Genomic DNA, 15,825 nt, shown 5'->3' on the forward strand with positions numbered 1-15,825 from the left:
TTCTCGCTAGTTGGTGAAGCGGGTTTCGAGGTAAAGCGCCTCGACCTGCTCGCGCGCCCAGGGAGTGCGGCGCAAAAACTTCAGGCTCGACTTGATGCTCGGGTCTTTCTGGAAACAGTTAATGTCGATCCGGCGGCCGAGTTTTTCCCAGCCGTAGTGCTCGACGAGGCGGGTTAACAGGGATTCTAAGGTAATACCTTCGAGGGATTGAACACTCATGGGTGGGGCTTGTTTTGAAAATGGGGATAGGTGCAGTTTATACCCCGGATTGGGGTTTGAGGCGTTGGTGGTGTGCGAAGAAAATTGGGTCCCGAAGGGACCCAATTTTGCTGAACAGCCACTACATCAACAACGATCAGTTACCGGTCAAGCCCCGGCGCTCCAGCAGCGGCTGCACCTGCGCATCACGCCCGCTGAAATTGCGGTACATCTGCATCGCATCGAGCGTGCCGCCGCGCGACAGCAGGGTCTTGCGGAAGTGGTCGCCGTTCTTGCGACTCAATCCGCCGTGCTCCTTGAACCAGTTGACGGTGTCCGCGTCCAGTTTCTCGGCCCACAGGTAGCCGTAGTAGCCGGCCGAATAGCCGCCCGAGAAGGTGTGCGAGAAGTAGGTGGTGCGGTAGCGCGGCGGCACCAGTGCGAAGTCCACACCGGCTTTCTTCAGTGCGTCAGCCTCGAAGGCCAGCACGTCTGTCGGGATCTGGCCCGGCGACAGCTGGTGCCAGGCCTGGTCCAGCAGTGAGGCCGCCAGGTATTCGGTGGTGCGGAAGCCTTCGTTGAACTGCTGCGAGGCCTGCACCTTGTCCAGCAGTTCCTTCGGCATCGGCGCGCCGGTCTGGTAATGCTTCGCGTAGTTCGCCAGCACTTCCGGATAGGCCATCCACATCTCGTTGACCTGCGACGGGAACTCGACGTAGTCGCGCGGCACGCGCGAGCCCGAGAAGCGCGGGTATTTCACGTCCGAGAACATGCCGTGCAGCGCGTGGCCGAACTCGTGGAAGGTGGTGCGCACTTCGTCGTAGGTCAACAGGGTCGGCTCGCCGGCTGCCGGCTTGGCGATGTTCAGGTTGTTGGCGATGACCGGCTTGGTGCCCATCAGCTTGGACTGCGCGACCAGGGCGTTGGCCCAGGCGCCGCCGCGCTTGTTGGCGCGGGCGTATGGATCGAAGGTGAAGATCGCGAGCTGCTTGCCGTCATGGTCGAACACGTCGAAGATACGCACGTCCTCGACATAGCTCGGCAGGTCCTTGCGTTCCTTGAAGGTCAGGCCGAATTCCTTGTTGGCGGCGAAGAACACGCCGTCCACCAGCACGCGGTTCAGTTCAAAATACGGGCGCAGCTGGCCGGCATCGAAGGCGTACTTGGCGGCGCGCACCTTGTCGCTGTAGAAGGCCCAGTCGTGGGCGGCGGCCTGGAAGCCACCCTTCTCCGCGTCGATCACTTTCTGGATCTCGGCCGCTTCCTTGCGCGCGTTGTTCACGGCCGGCTTGGCGAATTCGGCCAGCAGGCTGTTGACCGCGCCGGTGGTCTTCGCGGTCTGGTCTTCCAGGTTGTAGGCGGCGTGGTTCGGGTAGCCCAGCAGCGTAGCGCGCTCGGCGCGCAGCTTGGCCAGCTTCAGCACTGCCGCGCGGTTGTCGAATTCACCGCCGCGCGAGCCGCGTGCCAGCGAAGCGGCCAGCAGCTTTTCGCGGGTGGCGCGGTTGGTCAGTACCGACAAACCGGCCTGCTGGGTGGTGTTCACGACCGGAATGGCGAATTTGCCGTCCATGCCGCGCTTTTTCGCTTCCACAGCGGCGGCGTCGATCTGCTTGTCCGACATACCGGCCAGCTCGGCGCGGGTGTCGACGATCAGCGCCGAAGCGTTGGCTTCATTGAGCGTGTTCTGCGCGAACTGGGTCGACAGCGCGGCCAGCTCGCCGTTCATGGCCTTGAGCTTCTGCTTGTCGGCGTCGGAGAGCTTGGCGCCGGCGCGCACGAAGTCGGTGTGGTAGCGCTCGATCAGGTATTGCGATTCCGCATCCAGGCCCAGCTTGGTGCGCTTGTCGTACAGCGCCTTCACGCGTGCGTACAGCTTGGGGTTCAGGCGGATCGCGTCGCTGTGGGCCGACAGCTTCGGCGCCAGGTCCTTGTCGAGGGCCTTCAGGGTGTCGTTGGTGTACGAACCGGTCATGATGCCGAACACGGTACCGACGCGGTTGAGCAGCTGGCCCGAACGCTCCATCGCGACGATGGTGTTCTCGAAACTGGGTGCGGCCTTGTTGTTGGCGATCTTCTCGATCTCCGCGGCCTGCTGGCGCATGCCTTCGGCATAAGCCGGGGCGAAGTGCTCGTTCTTGATCTTGTCGAAGGCCGGGTACTTGAACGGCAGGGTGCTCTCTTTCGCGAACGGGTTCGACGCTTCGAGCATCGACGCAGGGGCGGCATAGGCCAGGTTGGCGGCGACGCTGGCGGCGGCGACCAGCAGGATATGTGGACGGTTCATGGTGTCTCGTAATGTGGGAGGGAGGATCAGTTACCGGTGAGGCCGCGGCGTTCCAGCAACGGCTCGATGACTGGATCGCGGCCGCGGAAGTTGCGGAACAGGTCCATCGCATCGGCCGTGCCGCCGCGCGACAGCAGGGTCTTGCGGAAATGGTCGCCGTTCTTGCGGCTCAAGCCGCCGTTGGTGGTGAACCACTGGACCGTATCGGCGTCGAGCTTCTCGCTCCACAGGTAGGCGTAGTAGCCGGCCGAATAGCCGCCGCCCATCGAGTGCGAGAAATAGGTGGTGCGGTAGCGCGGCGGCACCGGCGCGAAGTCCACGCCCGCATCCTTCAGGGCCTTGGCCTCGAAGGACAGCACATCCGTCGGGATTTGCGAGGGCGTGAGCTGGTGCCAGCGCTGGTCGATCAGCGAAGCGGCCAGGTATTCGGTGGTCATGTAGCCCTGGTTGAACTTCTTCGAAGCGACCACCTTGTCCAGCAGTTCCTTCGGCATGGCGGCGCCGGTCTGGTGGTGCTTGGCATAATTGCCCAGCACTTCAGGCCAGACCGCCCACATCTCGTTGACCTGCGACGGATACTCGACGAAGTCGCGCGGCACGCTGGTGCCCGAGAAGTGCGGGTATTTCACGTTCGAGAACATGCCGTGCAGCGCGTGGCCGAACTCGTGGAAGGCGGTGCGCACTTCGTCGTAGGTCAGCAGGGTCGGCTCGCCCTTCGGCGGCTTCGGAATGTTCAGGTGGTTGCCCACCACCGGGCGCTTAGCGAGCAGGTGCGACTGCGAGACATATTCGTTCATCCATGCGCCGCCCTGCTTGTTGCCACGGGCGTAGGGGTCGAAGATGAAGATCGCCAGCTGCTTGCCGTCGGCATCGATGACGTCGAAGGTGCGCACGTCCGGGTCGTACACCGGCAGGTCCTTGCGTTCCTTGAAGGTGATACCGTATTCCTTGGTGGCGGCGAAGAACACGCCGTCGACCAGCACGCGGTTCAGCTCGAAGTACGGGCGCAGCTGGTTCTCGTCGAAGTTGTACTTCGCGGCGCGTACCTTGTCCTGGTAGATCGGCCAGTCGTAGCTGGCCACCTGGAAGCCGCCCTTGCTGGCGTCGATGACCTTCTGGATCTCGGCCGCTTCCTTGCGCGCGTTGTTCACGGCCGGCTTGGACAGTTCGGCCAGCAGCTTGTTGACGGCGGCCGGGTTCTTGGCCGTTTCCAGTTCCTGCGAATAGGCCGCATAGTTCGGGTAGCCCAGCAGCACGGCGCGTTCGGCGCGCAGCCTGGCCAGACGCAGCACCAGTTCGCGGGTGTCGAACTCGCCGCCGCGGCTGCCGCGGTTGAGCGACGCCGCCATCAGGCGTTCGCGCGTGCTGCGGTTCGTGAGCGTGGCGAGCGGCGGCTGGCTGCTGGTGTTGACGATGGCAATCGCGTACTTGCCCTTCAGGCCGCGCTTGTCGGCTTCCGCCGCGGCGGCATTGATCTCGGCGTCCGAGAAGCCGGCCAGCTCCGCGCGCGAATCGACGACCAGCGCCGATGCATTGGCTTCCTTGAGCACGCGCTGCGAGAATTCCGACTGCAGCGAAGCGATCTCGCCGTTGTATTTTTTCAGCTTCTCTTTGTTGGCGGCGGACAGGTTGGCCCCCGCGCGCACGAATTCCTTGTACACGCGCTCGAGCAGGTGCTTCGATTCGGCGTCCAGGCGCAGCGTGGCGCGCTTGGCGTGCAGGGTCTTCACGCGCTGGAACAGGGCCGGGTTCAGGTAGATGGTGTCGTTGTGCGCCGCCAGCTTCGGCGACATTTCGCGGTCTACCGCGTCGAGCGTGTCGTTGGTGTTCGCGGTCTGCAGGTTCGAGAAGGTGGCCGCCACGCGCGAGAGCATCTCGCCGGAGCGTTCCATGGCGACGATGGTGTTCTCGAAAGTGGGCGCCGATTTACTCTTCGCGATCGCGTCGATTTCCGCCAGGTGTTCGGCCATGCCGGCCGCGTACGCAGGCAGGAAGTGCTCGTTCTTGATCTTGTCGAAGGCCGGATAGTTCAGCGGCAGGCTGCTGGGCTGGGCGAACGGGTTGGAGGCGTCGAGCGTGGAGGCGGATGGCGCCGCGATCGCTGCATGCGCGAGCGCGAGGCTGGCGGCAACGATGAGCAGTTTTGGTCGGTTCATGCGATCTTTCACGGACTCTTGGGAGGGAGCTGCCGGACGTGCAGGGCAGCCGTTGCGCGAAGATCATAGCAGGCTTGGTCGCAAGGCGTCACAACAAAAAGCGTATGTATGTTGCATGTATTGACGCTCCGTATTGACACCCGTGGCCGGGTCCGGAGGGTAGCCCCCAGGTCCGTGTTAGCATCGCCCCCTACCCTCTTCTTCGGCCATGGATTCCCTCATCGAACGACTCTTTGATGCGATCGTCGTCGGCACCGGTCCCGGCGGCGCCAGCACCGCGCGCGAACTGGCGCGAGCCGGTGCGCGCGTGCTCATCCTCGAACAGGGCAGCGCCGCGCCGCTTGCCGGCACGCTCGGCCAGATGGCCACCATGGCGCTGCCCGGAAAAGGCGCCTGGCTGCACCGCGACGCGTCGCTGCTGGTGTCGGGCACGGCCCTGGGCGGCAGCTCGGCGCTGAACTTCGCCACCGCCGCCGCTCCGCCGCTGGCCGTGTTCGCGGCCCACGGCATCGACCTGGCGCCGGCGCTGGCCGCGCTGCGCGCCGAACTGCCGCTGGCGCCGCTGCCGGACAGCCTGGTCGGCCCGATGGCGGCGCGCATCATGCAAGCCGCGCGCGGCGCCGGCTTCGACTGGCAAAAACTCGACAAGATGATCCGCCCCGAAGCCTGCCGCAGCGGCTGCTGGCGCTGCGTCTACGGCTGCCCCTACGGCGCCAAATGGAGCGCGCGCGACTTCGTCGAGCAGGCCTGCGGCCACGGCGCCGTGCTGCTTGACCGCAGCCGGGTGCTGCGCGTGCTGATGGAAGACGGCCGGGCCTTTGGTGTCGAGCTGCTGCGCGCCGGCGCCGTGCAGGTCGCCCGGGCGCCGCTGGTGGTGCTGGCCGGCGGCGGCATCGGCAGCCCGCGCCTGCTGCACGCGTCAAACCTGGGGCCGCGCCATGCGCCCTTCTTCAGCGACCCGGTGGTGGCGGTGATGGGCAGCGTCGACGATCTGGGCGACGGCATCGGCGGGGCCGAAGTGCCGATGGCGGCCGGCGCCAGCTTCCATGACGACGGCATCACGCTGGCCGACCTGACGCTGCCGCGCCCGATGTTCCAGGCCTTCGCGCTGCAGGCCGGCCGCATCGACCGCCTGGGTGCGCACCGGCGCACGCTGAGCATCATGGTCAAGATCCGCGACGAGGTCGGCGGCGCGGTGGGGCCGCGCTGGGTGGACAAGCGGCTGACAAAGGGCGACCGGGGACGGCTGGCGAAAGGCATCGTGATGGCGCGAGCGATTTTGCAGCAGGCCGGTGCGCGCAAGGTGTTCGCGACCCACCATTTTGCGGCGCATCCGGGCGGCAGCGTGCCGATCGGCGCCGGCGTCGACAGCGACCTGCGCGCGGCGCCGGGGGTGTATGTGTGCGATGCGTCGGTGATACCGGGGGCCTGGGGGTTGCCGCCGACCTTGACGCTGCTGTGTTTGGGGATGCGGCTGGGGGAAGCCCTGGGCGCGATAAAGCGAGCGCCGGTTGAACGCGCGGGCGGACAAGCCGCCCACCCTACGTCACCCGATCAGTAATGCGGGGGACGTTCGTTGACCGGCCCCTGGCGGCTGGTCTGGAGGTTGCGGACGTGCTCCGCCAGCGCGGCCACCATCGCTTCGAGCTTGTCGATGCGGCGGCCTTGCTGGTAGATGGTCTGGTTCAAGGTCTCGACCAGGTCTTCCTGGTGCGCGACCTTGATCTCGATGTCGACGAAACGGTCTTCCTGGCTCACGGCATACTCCGGCGTAAAGCCGGCATTATGCCAGCCTGGCTTATGGCGTGCCCCACGGCGTGTAGTCGATGCCGGTGCTGATGGTACCGATCACCTGTGCCTGGTTCTCGAAGCCTTCGCTGAATTCCATCAGGATCTGCTCGCGGCTGCTGTCGACGATGCGGCCGACCCAGTATTCGTAACCGGCCGCATCCGGTGCGCGATCCAGGATGTTCATGTACAGCTTGTTGAGGAACTCGCCGTTGGTCGGGTTCGCGCCGTATTGCTGGACGAATTCCGGCTGGTTGGTGATGAACTCCTTGGCCACCTGCAGCAGGCTGGTGCCGTGTTCCATGCGGTCCATCCAGTAGCCCATGCCGGTCTTGTCCGATGGACGGCCATAGACGGCTTCGTACAGGCGGTAGACCTGGCCGGCGATGCCGTCGATATCGATGGCCTTGTAGCCGTCGCTGAACTGGATGCGCTCGACGTTGATGAGCGCGTCCTTGCCGTCGGTCCCGGATTTGGCGGTAACGTTATAGCCCCAAATGCCGCGTGCCACGGTGTAATTGGCGGCGCTGCCCGCGAAGACGGCGGTGTCGATGCCGGCGCCACCGTCGATGGCGTTGTCGCCGCCGCCGACATTGAACTTGTCGTTGCCGCCGGTGCCGGTCTGGTTGGCGCTGCTCGCCACCGTGAAATTCATGCGGGTGGTGGCGCTGGTGGCGTTGTCGGCGATGTCCACCGAGGCGGCGCTGACCACATAGCTGCCGTTGGGCAGCGGGGTGGAATCGATGGTCCACTTGCCGTCGCCGCCCACGGTCGCGCGGCCGATTTCAATGGCCTTGTTGACGTGTACCAGCACGATGCTGGTGCCGACTTCGCCGATGCCCGAGAACACGGGCTTGTTGCCGCCCTGGTCCAGCGAGAAGGTATTGGTCGGCGCGGTCGGGGCCTTGCTGTCGACATTGAAGGTATCGAGCGGGCTGAAGCTCGAGGTATTGCCCGAGGTATCGGTGGCAGTGGCGTAGACCTGGTAATTCGTGCCGTCCGCCAGTGCGTTGCCGACCACCCGGAACACGCCGTTGCTGCCGGCCGTGGTGGTGGCGATCACGGTCCCGCCGAGATAGATCTTCACGGTGGAACCGGCTTCTGCGACGCCGGTGATGAGCGGGGTGTTGCCGGTGGTGTAGCCGTTGGCGTTCTTGGTCACGGCGAAGGTCGGCGCCGCCGGCGCGGTCGCATCGACCACTGCCGCGCGCTGGACGGTCATGTCCGCAAAGCGCAGTTGCTCGATCGACAGCAGGGTGTCGATGCCTTCCGCCGCGCTGGCGACCGTGAGGCTGCCATCGAGGTTGCCGGTGATGCTGTAGTTATTACGTGCGCCCATATAGACCGCCGTATCGTTGCCGTTGCCGCCATTGATCACGTCATTTCCTCCATTGCCCTGCAGGGTGTCATTGAAATCGGTACCTGTCAGCGTTTCAGAGCTGCTGGTACCGGTGAGATAGACCGCGTCGGTCAGCGCGTTGAAGCCAAGCGCGCCGCCCAGTCCATCGCCGCCGTAGATCCAGTTCAGCGCAGCCACATCGTACTGGCTGAAATCGGCGTGGATGATCGCGTGGTTGGTGTACGTCATGATGGTATTGCCTGCATTGTCCAGCGCAGCCGGCAGGACGATGTCGCCTTCGAAGGGATGCTTCAGGCCCAGCGCATGGCCCAGTTCGTGCAGCAGGGTCTCGTAGCCTTCCGAGCCCGGCGTCAGGTCGCGGTTGCGCGCGCGCCACTCGGCGTTGTCGAGATAGACCCAGGCGTCCGCATCGTATTTGGTGACTTCGTTGGTCGACGGATTGTAGTTATAGCCGCCCCTCCAGCTGCACAGGCCGACGGTGTTGCTGGCCTCGATGTTGACATTGCTCAGGTGAATCTGCGCGGCATCACCATCGGCTGTTTCGACGAAATTGATGCCGGTGATCGCGCGCAGGTCGGCGATCGCGATGCGCACGCTGTTCTGCTGCGCCAGCGTAAAGGCTTCCTGCCCGGTGCGTCCGGGTTCGTTACCGGAAGCAATCGAGAAGGTGTAATACAGGGTGTTCGCCGGCAGGCCGGTCATGTAATTCCAATGCGGCCCCGTATCGAGCAACGCGTCGATGTATCGCTGCCCGGAGAGGGGCACATTCGTCAGATCCGCTACCGTTGCCATACCAAAGCCTTTGTAAACTATCGAGTAAGTTTCTGCTGAGTTTCCTCGTCCTAGAAGTATTTCTTCCAGGATAAGAGAAGTCAAATGAGAATTCAATCGTGCGCGAGTCTTGCCAAGGGTTCAAGGCTTCTACGCAACGTAATGGGAGCTGTCGTAACACATGCTTACAATTTAGGCGTCGCCAGCAGTGCTTTCAGGCTGGCCAGCCGTTCCTTCGGCGTGATGACTTCGGTTTCCTTCGGCGGAGCATCGCCGACATCCAGGGCCATCTCCTTGATGAAGCGCGAAGGCTCACAGTGCACCAGCTCGCCGGCGCGCTTGCGTTTCTTGCACCAGGTCAGACGCAGGGTGCGCTGGGCGCGGGTGATGCCCACGTACATCAGGCGCCGCTCTTCCTGGATGCGCGCGGCGATGATTTCCACCGGCGCGTCCGGGTCGCCCTTGTGCGGCAGGATGCCCTCTTCCACGCCCACCAGGAAGACGTGCGGGTATTCCAGGCCTTTCGAGGCGTGCAGGGTCGACATGCGCACCGCATCCTGTTCCTCGTCCTGGCCTTCGAGCATCGACATCAGCGCCACCATTTGGGTCAGCTCGAGCAGGTTCTTCTCTTCGCCGTCGCGGTCGCGCCCGCCCCGGCCGCGTTCCTTCAGCCAGTTGGTGAACTCGAGCACGTTCTGCCATTTGGCCTGGGCCGCGCGGTCGTCGAAGTTCTCATATAAGTAGTGCTCGTAATTGATCTCTTTCATCATGTCGTCGAGCACCTCGGCGGCGTTGTCGCCGCTGCCCGACGGGCCCGGCCGCGTGGCGCGGTCTTCCAGGCCGTTCATGAAATAGCAGAACCCGCGCAGCGGTTGCAACTGGCGCTCGGCCAGCTTGGCCTCCAGGCCGCCTTTTTGCGCCGCCTCGAACAGCGAGCAGTTCCACTGCTTCGAGAACTCGCCCAGCACCTCGAGCGTGGCCATGCCGACCCCGCGCTTGGGGGTGGTCACGGCGCGGATGAAGGCCGGGTCGTCGTTCTGGTTGGCGATCAGGCGCAGGTAGGCGATCACGTCCTTGATCTCGGCCTTGTCAAAAAAGCTCTGGCCGCCGGACATGGTGTAGGGGATGCGCTCCTTGCGCAGCGACTGCTCGATCACGCGGGCCTGGTGGTTGCCGCGGTACAAAATCGCATAGTCGGCCCACTGGTTCTTGCGCTGGAAGTGGTCGGCCGAGATCATGATCGCCACCTGCTCGGCTTCCTGCTCGTCGCTCTGCATGCCCAGCACCTCGATCGGCTCGCCCAGGCCGTGCTCGGACCAGAGCGACTTCTCGAACAGCTTCGGGTTGTTGCCGATGACCGCATTGGCCGCCTGCAGGATGCGGGTGGTGGAGCGGTAGTTCTGCTCCAGTTTGATGACGCGCAGGTCGGGGAAATCGGTCTGCAGGGTCTTCAGGTTTTCCACCGACGCGCCGCGCCAGGCGTAGATCGCCTGGTCGTCGTCGCCCACGGCCGTGAACATCGGCTTCTTGCCGATGCCCGTCACCAGCAGTTTCACGAGCTCGTACTGGCAGGTGTTGGTGTCCTGGTATTCGTCCATCAACAGGTAGCGCAGGCGGCGCTGCCAGCGGTCGCGGATCGATTCGTTGTTGCGGAACAGCTCTACCGGCAGGCGGATCAGGTCGTCGAAGTCCACCGCCTGGTAGGCCTGCAGGGTTGCCAGGTAGCTGCGGTAGACGCGCGCCGACATGGCTTCGTCCTCGTCCCTTGCCTCGCGGATCGCATCTTCCGGGTCGACCAGGCCGTTCTTCCAGAGCGAGATCTCATTCTGGATGCGGCGGATTTCCTGCTTGTCGGTGGTCAGCGCCAGGTCGGAGACGATGGTGTAGCAGTCGTCGCTGTCCATGATCGAGAACTTGTCCTTCAGGCCGACGCCGGCCGCCTCCTGGCGCAGGATCTTGACGCCCAGCGAGTGGAAGGTGGACACGGTGAGCTGCTTGGCCTGTTTCGGCTGCTTGAGCAGCTTGGCGATGCGCTCCTGCATCTCGAGCGCCGCCTTGTTGGTAAAGGTCAGGGCGGCAATCGTGCGCGGGTCATAGCCGCGGTCTTCGATCATGTACGCGATTTTCTGCGTAATGACGCGGGTTTTTCCCGAACCGGCGCCCGCCAGCACCAGGCACGGGCCGTCCAGATAAAGCACGGCTTCGCTTTGCGGCCCGTTGAGGCCGAATTTTGGTGCGTTGGACATGGGAAAGTTTCTGCAGGATGGCCGGGTATTGTAACGATGAGTTGGCCGCCGCGCTAAAATGGCTTCATGAAAAAATTGCTGGTCATCCTGTTTGCAACACTGCTCGCGCTGCCGGCCACGGCCGCGCCGCTGCTGGTGGCGGCGGCCAGCGACCTGGCGTATTGCATCGACGAGCTGGCGGCGGCCTTCCGCAAGGAGGCCCCGGAAGCCGAGATCAAGATCTCGACTGGTGCTTCCGGCAACTTCTTCGCCCAGATCCGCCATGGCGCGCCCTTCCACGTCTTCCTGTCGGCGGACATGACGTATCCCACCCAGCTGGCCAAAGCCGGGGCGGCCGACGGCGCCACCCTGCGCCCGTATGCGATCGGCCGGATCGTGCTGTGGACCACGGACAGCCGTTTCGACGTGAACCAGGGCTTGCCCCTGCTGCGCGATGCGCGCGTGAAGCGCATTGCCATCGGCAACCCGGATACGGCGCCCTATGGCCGCGCCGCCAAAGCCGTGCTGGTGCGCGACAAACTGTGGGAAGCCGTCCAGCCGCGCCTCGTGATCGGCGAGAACATCGCGCAGGCGGCGCAGTTCGTCCAGACCGGCAACGCGCAACTGGGCATCGTGTCGCTGGCCACCGTGCGTTCCCCGAAGATGGCCGGTGTGGGCCGCTACCACCTGATCAGCGATGCGGGCGTCGCGCCGATCGAGCAGGGCGCCATCGTCACCGCGGCCGGCGCCACATCCCCGCTGGCGGCGCGTTTCGTGCGCTTCCTCGGCACACCGAAAGCGCGCGCCATCCTCGAGCGCCACGGCTTCGGCCTGCCACCCGCCATGGATGATTGACTTGGGGAGCGTCGCCTTCGCCCCCGAGCTGTGGTCCGCGCTCGCGTTGACGCTGCGCCTGTCGCTGGTGACCTCGCTGGTGCTGCTGGCGATCGCCATCCCGCTCGCCAACTGGCTCAACACCAGCCGGATGCGCGGCGTCCTGTTCATCGAAACCCTGGTCAGCCTGCCGATCGTGCTGCCGCCGACCGTGATCGGCTTTTACCTCCTGATGCTGATGGCGCCGCAGCAGCCGTTTGGTGCGGCCTGGCTGTCGGTGTTCGGCCATCCGCTGCCCTTCTCGTTCGCGGGCCTGGTGGCCGGCTCGGTCATCTACAGCCTGCCCTTCGCGGTGCAGCCGATCCAGTCGGCCTTCAGGAACGTCAGCCGCGACCTGGTGCAGTCGGCGCTGGCGCTGGGCCTCACGCGCCGCCAGGCCTTCTTCTCGGTGGTACTGCCGCTGTCGCGCAACGGCATCTATACCGGCCTGTCGCTCAGCTTCGCCCACACGATGGGCGAGTTCGGCGTGGTGCTGATGTTAGGCGGGAACATCCCGGGCCAGACCCGGGTCGCTTCGATCGCGCTCTACGACGAGGCGCAAAAGCTCAACTACGAGGCGGCGCATGCGTATGCGCTGGTACTGCTGGTGATCTCGTTCGTGATCCTGGCCGCGATCGCCTTCTTCCAGCGCAAGCAGCATGCTTCGCTGCTGGGTAACTGAACCCGACAATAACCGGCACCGGCGCGACGCCCGGGCCTGCAATCGGGTACCATCTCGCCCTTGCGGCGCGCGAGCGCCGGCGCTTCTTTGGACACCCGCACCATGAAATTTGAACATCTCATCCAGATCAACGATCCGCTCAACCCGCTGGTCGACACCCTCACCGTCGAGCAGCTCTGGCGCGGCCTGGTGCTGCGCGCCGAGTCGCCCAAGCTGTTCGTGCCACACCTGGACGACTGCCAGATCGGCGAGCGCGCCAGCGGCAGCTTCGCGCGCCGCCTGCGCTACGGCGACCTGGTGATCGACGACGTCGTGCACATGACACCCCTGCAGGAAGTGCGCTTCGAGGTGCCGGCCCAGGGCGAGATCGCGGCATCGAGCCTGAAGATGACGATCGAGACCCCGACCAATGCCATGCTGCTGGTGCGCTTCACCTACGACGACGGCCAGGGCGAGCACACCGACGAAGCCAACAAGATGTACGACGATTTCAAGCGCTCGGCCTACCAGGAAGCGGATATCGATACGGTGCGGATCCTGCGCCAGCTGGCCAGCGAAGGCAAGCTCGATGCCAGTTACCTGAATTGAGTTAGCCCGTAGGGTGGGCAGGTCCTCCTGCCCGCGCGTTCAGCCAGCAATGGAATAGCCGCGCAGGCAGCATTACCGAGGATTGAACGCGTGGGCAAGAAACTTGCCCACCCTACGATGCGCGTCTGCTCAAGTACCTGGCTCGCTATCGGCCGCATCGATCTCGCTCTCGCCCTTGGTCAGGCAATGCGCCAGGTCGCGCAGCGCCGTGCGCACGCCCTCCTCGATCACCGGGTGATAAAACGGCATCTCGAGCATCTGGTCCACCGTCATGCGCATCTGGACCGCCCACGACAGCGTGTGCGCCAGGTGTTCGGCGCGCGGCGCGATCATCTCCGCGCCCAGGAAACGGCGCGAGCCGTATTCGGCATACACCCGCAGCATCCCCTTGTTCTGCAACATCACCCGGCTGCGGCCCTGGTTCGCAAACGATACCGAGCCGACCGCGAACTTGCGCTTGCCGCCCTCGCACAGGCTGCGGTAATTGGCGCCGAGCGTGGCGATATTCGGTTCGGTGAAGGCCACGGCGATCGGCGTGCGGCGCAGGCCGGGACGCACGTCCGGGTAGCGGCCCGCATTGTCGCCGGCGATCTTGCCGTGGTCGGCCGCATCGTGCAGCAGCGGGCGCTCGTTGTTGGCGTCGCCCGCGATGAAGATATGGCTGCTCCCGCACTGCATCGTGCGGGCGTCAAAAAGAGGAATACCATCCGGGCCGCGCTCGATGCCGGTTTCTTCCAGGCCGATCCCGTGCACGTTCGGCGTGCGCCCGGCCGCCATCAGCACGAACTGGAAGCGCTCGGTGTTTTCCTTGCCGAGGGCGTCGCTCACGGTCAGCGCCACCTCGTCGCCATCCTGCACGGCGCGCACCACCTTCGACTGGAACTGGATGTCGAGTTCTTCGTTCAGCACGCGGCCGGCCTCGCGCAGCACTTCGGGGTCGGTGATGTGGGCGATGCTGCCGCCGCGCGCATAGAACTTGACGCGCACGCCCAGCCGGCCAAGTGCCTGGCCCAGTTCCAGCCCGATCACGCCGGTGCCGATCACGGCCACCGACTTGGGCAGGTCATCCCAGTAAAACACGTCGTCGCTGGTGACGATGCCGGGGCCGACGTTTTCCAGCTGGGGCAGGCGCAGCGGCGTCGAACCGGTGGCGATCACGACGCGCGCAGCCTGGATCTCGGTATGGTCGTCCACGACCAGCGTATGCGGGCCGGTGAAGCGCGCGTGGCCGCGCAGCTTGTCCTCAATCGGGAAGGAGTCCACACCTTCGAGCACGAAGCCCACGAAACGGTCGCGCTCGCGCCGCACCCGCTCCATCACGGCCGGCCCGTCGATACGGACCTCGCCCGCATGCACGCCGAAGGGCGCGGAATGCTGCATCGCATGGGCCGACTCGGCGGCCGCGATGAGCAGCTTGCTGGGCATGCAGCCCACGCGTGCGCAGGTGGTGCCGTACTGGCCGCCTTCGATCACCACGGCGCGCGCGCCCTGCGCCCTGGCGGCCCGATAAGCCGTCATGCCGGCGGTGCCGGTGCCGATGATGGCGACGTCGACGTTTAGCTTGTTCATTCTTCTCTCCTGCGAATCGATGTCCAAACGATACGCGATTTTCGCCCGGATGGCTGGGAAGCGCCTGCACGCAACGCGCTGTGCGCCGAAAAAGGATCGCCGTACAATCAGGGCATGACAGAACACGACGCATCCTTCCGCCACATGGGCCCGCGCGAGCTGGACGCCGCATTGCAGGACGCGCGGCAGCACACATTGGCCCTGTTCGAGGCGCTTGCCGCTGCCGGCCACGACCGGGCGGCACAGGTGCCGCGCCTGCCCATCCTGAACCCGCCGCTGTGGGAGCTGGGCCATATCGCCTGGTTCGCGGAATGGTTCGTCCTGCGCGCAGCGCGCAGCAGCGCGTCCGGCGACGCGGCCGGGCCTTCGCTGCTGGCGCGCGGCGACGAGTGGTTCGATTCCAATACCGTGGCCCATGGCACCCGCTGGTCGCTCGACCTGCCCGGCCCTGAAGCGATCAAGGGCTACTGCCGCGCCGTGCTGGACCAGGTCCGCGACCGGCTGGCGCGCACGCCCGCGGACGACGCGGCGCTCTATCCGTATCGCCTGGTGCTGGCGCATGAGGACATGCATGGGGAAGCCCTGCTGTACACCCTGCAGACCCTGGGCGCGGCGGCGCCTGCTTCCGCCATGGCCGCGCATCCAGGGGCGACGACGGCGTGCGCCGAGATTGCCTGCGCCGGCGACTTCCTGCTCGGCGGCGACCAGTCACGCGGCTTTGTGTTCGACAACGAAAAGCAGGCAGCGCCATGCCGCGTCGCCCCGTTCGCGATCGACGCCGGCCTGGTGTCCAATAGCGCCTACCTGGCCTTCATGCGCGATGGCGGCTACCAGCGGCCCGCCTACTGGAGCGAGGCCGGGCGCGCATGGCTGGCGCAAGGGCAGCGCCTGGCGCCGCGCTACTGGCAGCGGGAGGCGCCGGGCGGCGAGTGGAGCACGGTTCATTTCGGCAGCCCGGCAGCGCTGGACCCACTCGATCCGGTGCGGCACGTGAGCCTGTACGAGGCGCAGGCCTATTGCAGCTGGGCCGGACGGCGCCTGCCGACCGAAGAGGAATGGGAATGTGCAGCCGGTTCCGGCCAGCCCGGCTTTCGGTGGGGGCAGTTGTGGGAATGGACGGCGTCAAGCTTCCTTCCTTACGCGGGCTTCGCCCCGGACCGCTACCTGGAGTACTCGGCGCCGTCTTTCGGCAGCCGACAGGTCTTGCGCGGGGCCTCGTTCGCGACACCGATGCGGCTGCGCTCTCCGCATTTCCGTAACTTTTTTACGCCCGAACGGGATGACATCTTCGCCGGGTTTCGTACCTGCGCTTTGTAGGTGCAGCGGCTCAC

12 protein-coding genes are annotated in these 15,825 nt (G+C 65.2%); 5 read left to right on the top strand and 7 right to left on the bottom strand.

All coding sequences use genetic code 11. The features are described 5' to 3' along the window. Positions 1-6: 6 nt before the first annotated feature. The 3 genes from AC56LR_RS07550 to AC56LR_RS07560 form a co-directional block, all read right to left on the bottom strand. Positions 7-219: a VF530 family protein gene (locus tag AC56LR_RS07550; protein WP_489874899.1), complete on the bottom strand. Its 213-nt coding sequence runs from the start codon at positions 217-219 to the stop codon at positions 7-9. A gap of 136 nt (positions 220-355) precedes the next feature. After that, the gene (locus AC56LR_RS07555) at positions 356-2,482 is read right to left on the bottom strand and encodes a M3 family metallopeptidase (protein ID WP_497129174.1); all 2,127 of its coding nucleotides are present in this window, start codon (positions 2,480-2,482) and stop codon (positions 356-358) included. Between the two features lie 26 nt (positions 2,483-2,508). After that, on the bottom strand, positions 2,509-4,638 hold the full coding sequence (locus tag AC56LR_RS07560) for a M3 family metallopeptidase (protein ID WP_497129176.1): 2,130 nt from the start codon (positions 4,636-4,638) through the stop codon (positions 2,509-2,511). A 208-nt stretch (positions 4,639-4,846) separates the two neighbouring features. Here AC56LR_RS07560 and AC56LR_RS07565 point away from each other — a divergent pair, with 208 nt between their 5' ends. After that, the gene (locus AC56LR_RS07565; protein ID WP_497129178.1) at positions 4,847-6,199 is read left to right on the top strand and encodes an FAD-dependent oxidoreductase; all 1,353 of its coding nucleotides are present in this window, start codon (positions 4,847-4,849) and stop codon (positions 6,197-6,199) included. Here AC56LR_RS07565 and AC56LR_RS07570 read toward each other — a convergent pair. The 3 genes from AC56LR_RS07570 to AC56LR_RS07580 form a co-directional block, all read right to left on the bottom strand. After that, positions 6,193-6,396, bottom strand: a complete 204-nt coding sequence (locus AC56LR_RS07570) for a SlyX family protein (protein ID WP_497129180.1) — start codon at positions 6,394-6,396, stop codon at positions 6,193-6,195. The two genes, AC56LR_RS07565 and AC56LR_RS07570, sit on opposite strands and share 7 nt — an antisense overlap. Positions 6,397-6,436: 40 nt before the next feature. Beyond that, complete coding sequence (locus tag AC56LR_RS07575) at positions 6,437-8,488, bottom strand: DUF4214 domain-containing protein (RefSeq protein ID WP_497129182.1); 2,052 nt, start codon at positions 8,486-8,488, stop codon at positions 6,437-6,439. A 254-nt stretch (positions 8,489-8,742) separates the two neighbouring features. Next, positions 8,743-10,803 carry a UvrD-helicase domain-containing protein gene (locus AC56LR_RS07580; RefSeq protein WP_497129184.1) on the bottom strand — a complete coding sequence of 687 codons (2,061 nt, stop codon included), beginning with the start codon at positions 10,801-10,803 and terminating at the stop codon, positions 8,743-8,745. A 66-nt stretch (positions 10,804-10,869) separates the two neighbouring features. Between AC56LR_RS07580 and modA the strand changes: the two genes are divergently transcribed. From modA to AC56LR_RS07595, 3 genes are all read left to right on the top strand, one after another. Further along, positions 10,870-11,637: a molybdate ABC transporter substrate-binding protein gene (gene modA, locus AC56LR_RS07585; RefSeq protein ID WP_497129186.1), complete on the top strand. Its 768-nt coding sequence runs from the start codon at positions 10,870-10,872 to the stop codon at positions 11,635-11,637. A 1-nt stretch (position 11,638) separates the two neighbouring features. Next, positions 11,639-12,337: a molybdate ABC transporter permease subunit gene (gene modB, locus AC56LR_RS07590; RefSeq protein ID WP_497129188.1), complete on the top strand. Its 699-nt coding sequence runs from the start codon at positions 11,639-11,641 to the stop codon at positions 12,335-12,337. Between the two features lie 102 nt (positions 12,338-12,439). Beyond that, complete coding sequence (locus tag AC56LR_RS07595; RefSeq protein ID WP_497129190.1) at positions 12,440-12,925, top strand: SRPBCC family protein; 486 nt, start codon at positions 12,440-12,442, stop codon at positions 12,923-12,925. Between the two features lie 129 nt (positions 12,926-13,054). Here AC56LR_RS07595 and AC56LR_RS07600 read toward each other — a convergent pair whose 3' ends face one another. Beyond that, entirely contained in the window at positions 13,055-14,494 is a 1,440-nt protein-coding gene (locus tag AC56LR_RS07600) for a dihydrolipoyl dehydrogenase (protein ID WP_497129192.1), read from the bottom strand. Positions 14,495-14,608: 114 nt separating this feature from the next. Between AC56LR_RS07600 and senA the strand changes: the two genes are divergently transcribed. Then, positions 14,609-15,811, top strand: a complete 1,203-nt coding sequence (gene senA / locus AC56LR_RS07605; protein WP_497129194.1) for a selenoneine synthase SenA — start codon at positions 14,609-14,611, stop codon at positions 15,809-15,811. Positions 15,812-15,825: the final 14 nt, after the last annotated feature.

This window comes from Telluria sp. ZT3P39 (assembly GCF_059685935.1).

What these genes read in the sequence shown, in the direction of transcription:
- AC56LR_RS07575 (WP_497129182.1), bottom strand. Translation starts at nt 8,488, where the DNA reads ATGACCGGCCTGCCGGCGAACACCCTGTATTACACCTTCTCGATTGCT.
- AC56LR_RS07565 (WP_497129178.1), top strand. Translation starts at nt 4,847, where the DNA reads ATGGATTCCCTCATCGAACGACTCTTTGATGCGATCGTCGTCGGCACC.
- AC56LR_RS07560 (WP_497129176.1), bottom strand. Translation starts at nt 4,638, where the DNA reads ATGAACCGACCAAAACTGCTCATCGTTGCCGCCAGCCTCGCGCTCGCG.
- modA (WP_497129186.1), top strand. Translation starts at nt 10,870, where the DNA reads ATGAAAAAATTGCTGGTCATCCTGTTTGCAACACTGCTCGCGCTGCCG.
- AC56LR_RS07555 (WP_497129174.1), bottom strand. Translation starts at nt 2,482, where the DNA reads ATGAACCGTCCACATATCCTGCTGGTCGCCGCCGCCAGCGTCGCCGCC.
- AC56LR_RS07595 (WP_497129190.1), top strand. Translation starts at nt 12,440, where the DNA reads ATGAAATTTGAACATCTCATCCAGATCAACGATCCGCTCAACCCGCTG.
- AC56LR_RS07550 (WP_489874899.1), bottom strand. Translation starts at nt 219, where the DNA reads ATGAGTGTTCAATCCCTCGAAGGTATTACCTTAGAATCCCTGTTAACC.
- senA (WP_497129194.1), top strand. Translation starts at nt 14,609, where the DNA reads ATGACAGAACACGACGCATCCTTCCGCCACATGGGCCCGCGCGAGCTG.
- AC56LR_RS07600 (WP_497129192.1), bottom strand. Translation starts at nt 14,494, where the DNA reads ATGAACAAGCTAAACGTCGACGTCGCCATCATCGGCACCGGCACCGCC.
- AC56LR_RS07580 (WP_497129184.1), bottom strand. Translation starts at nt 10,803, where the DNA reads ATGTCCAACGCACCAAAATTCGGCCTCAACGGGCCGCAAAGCGAAGCC.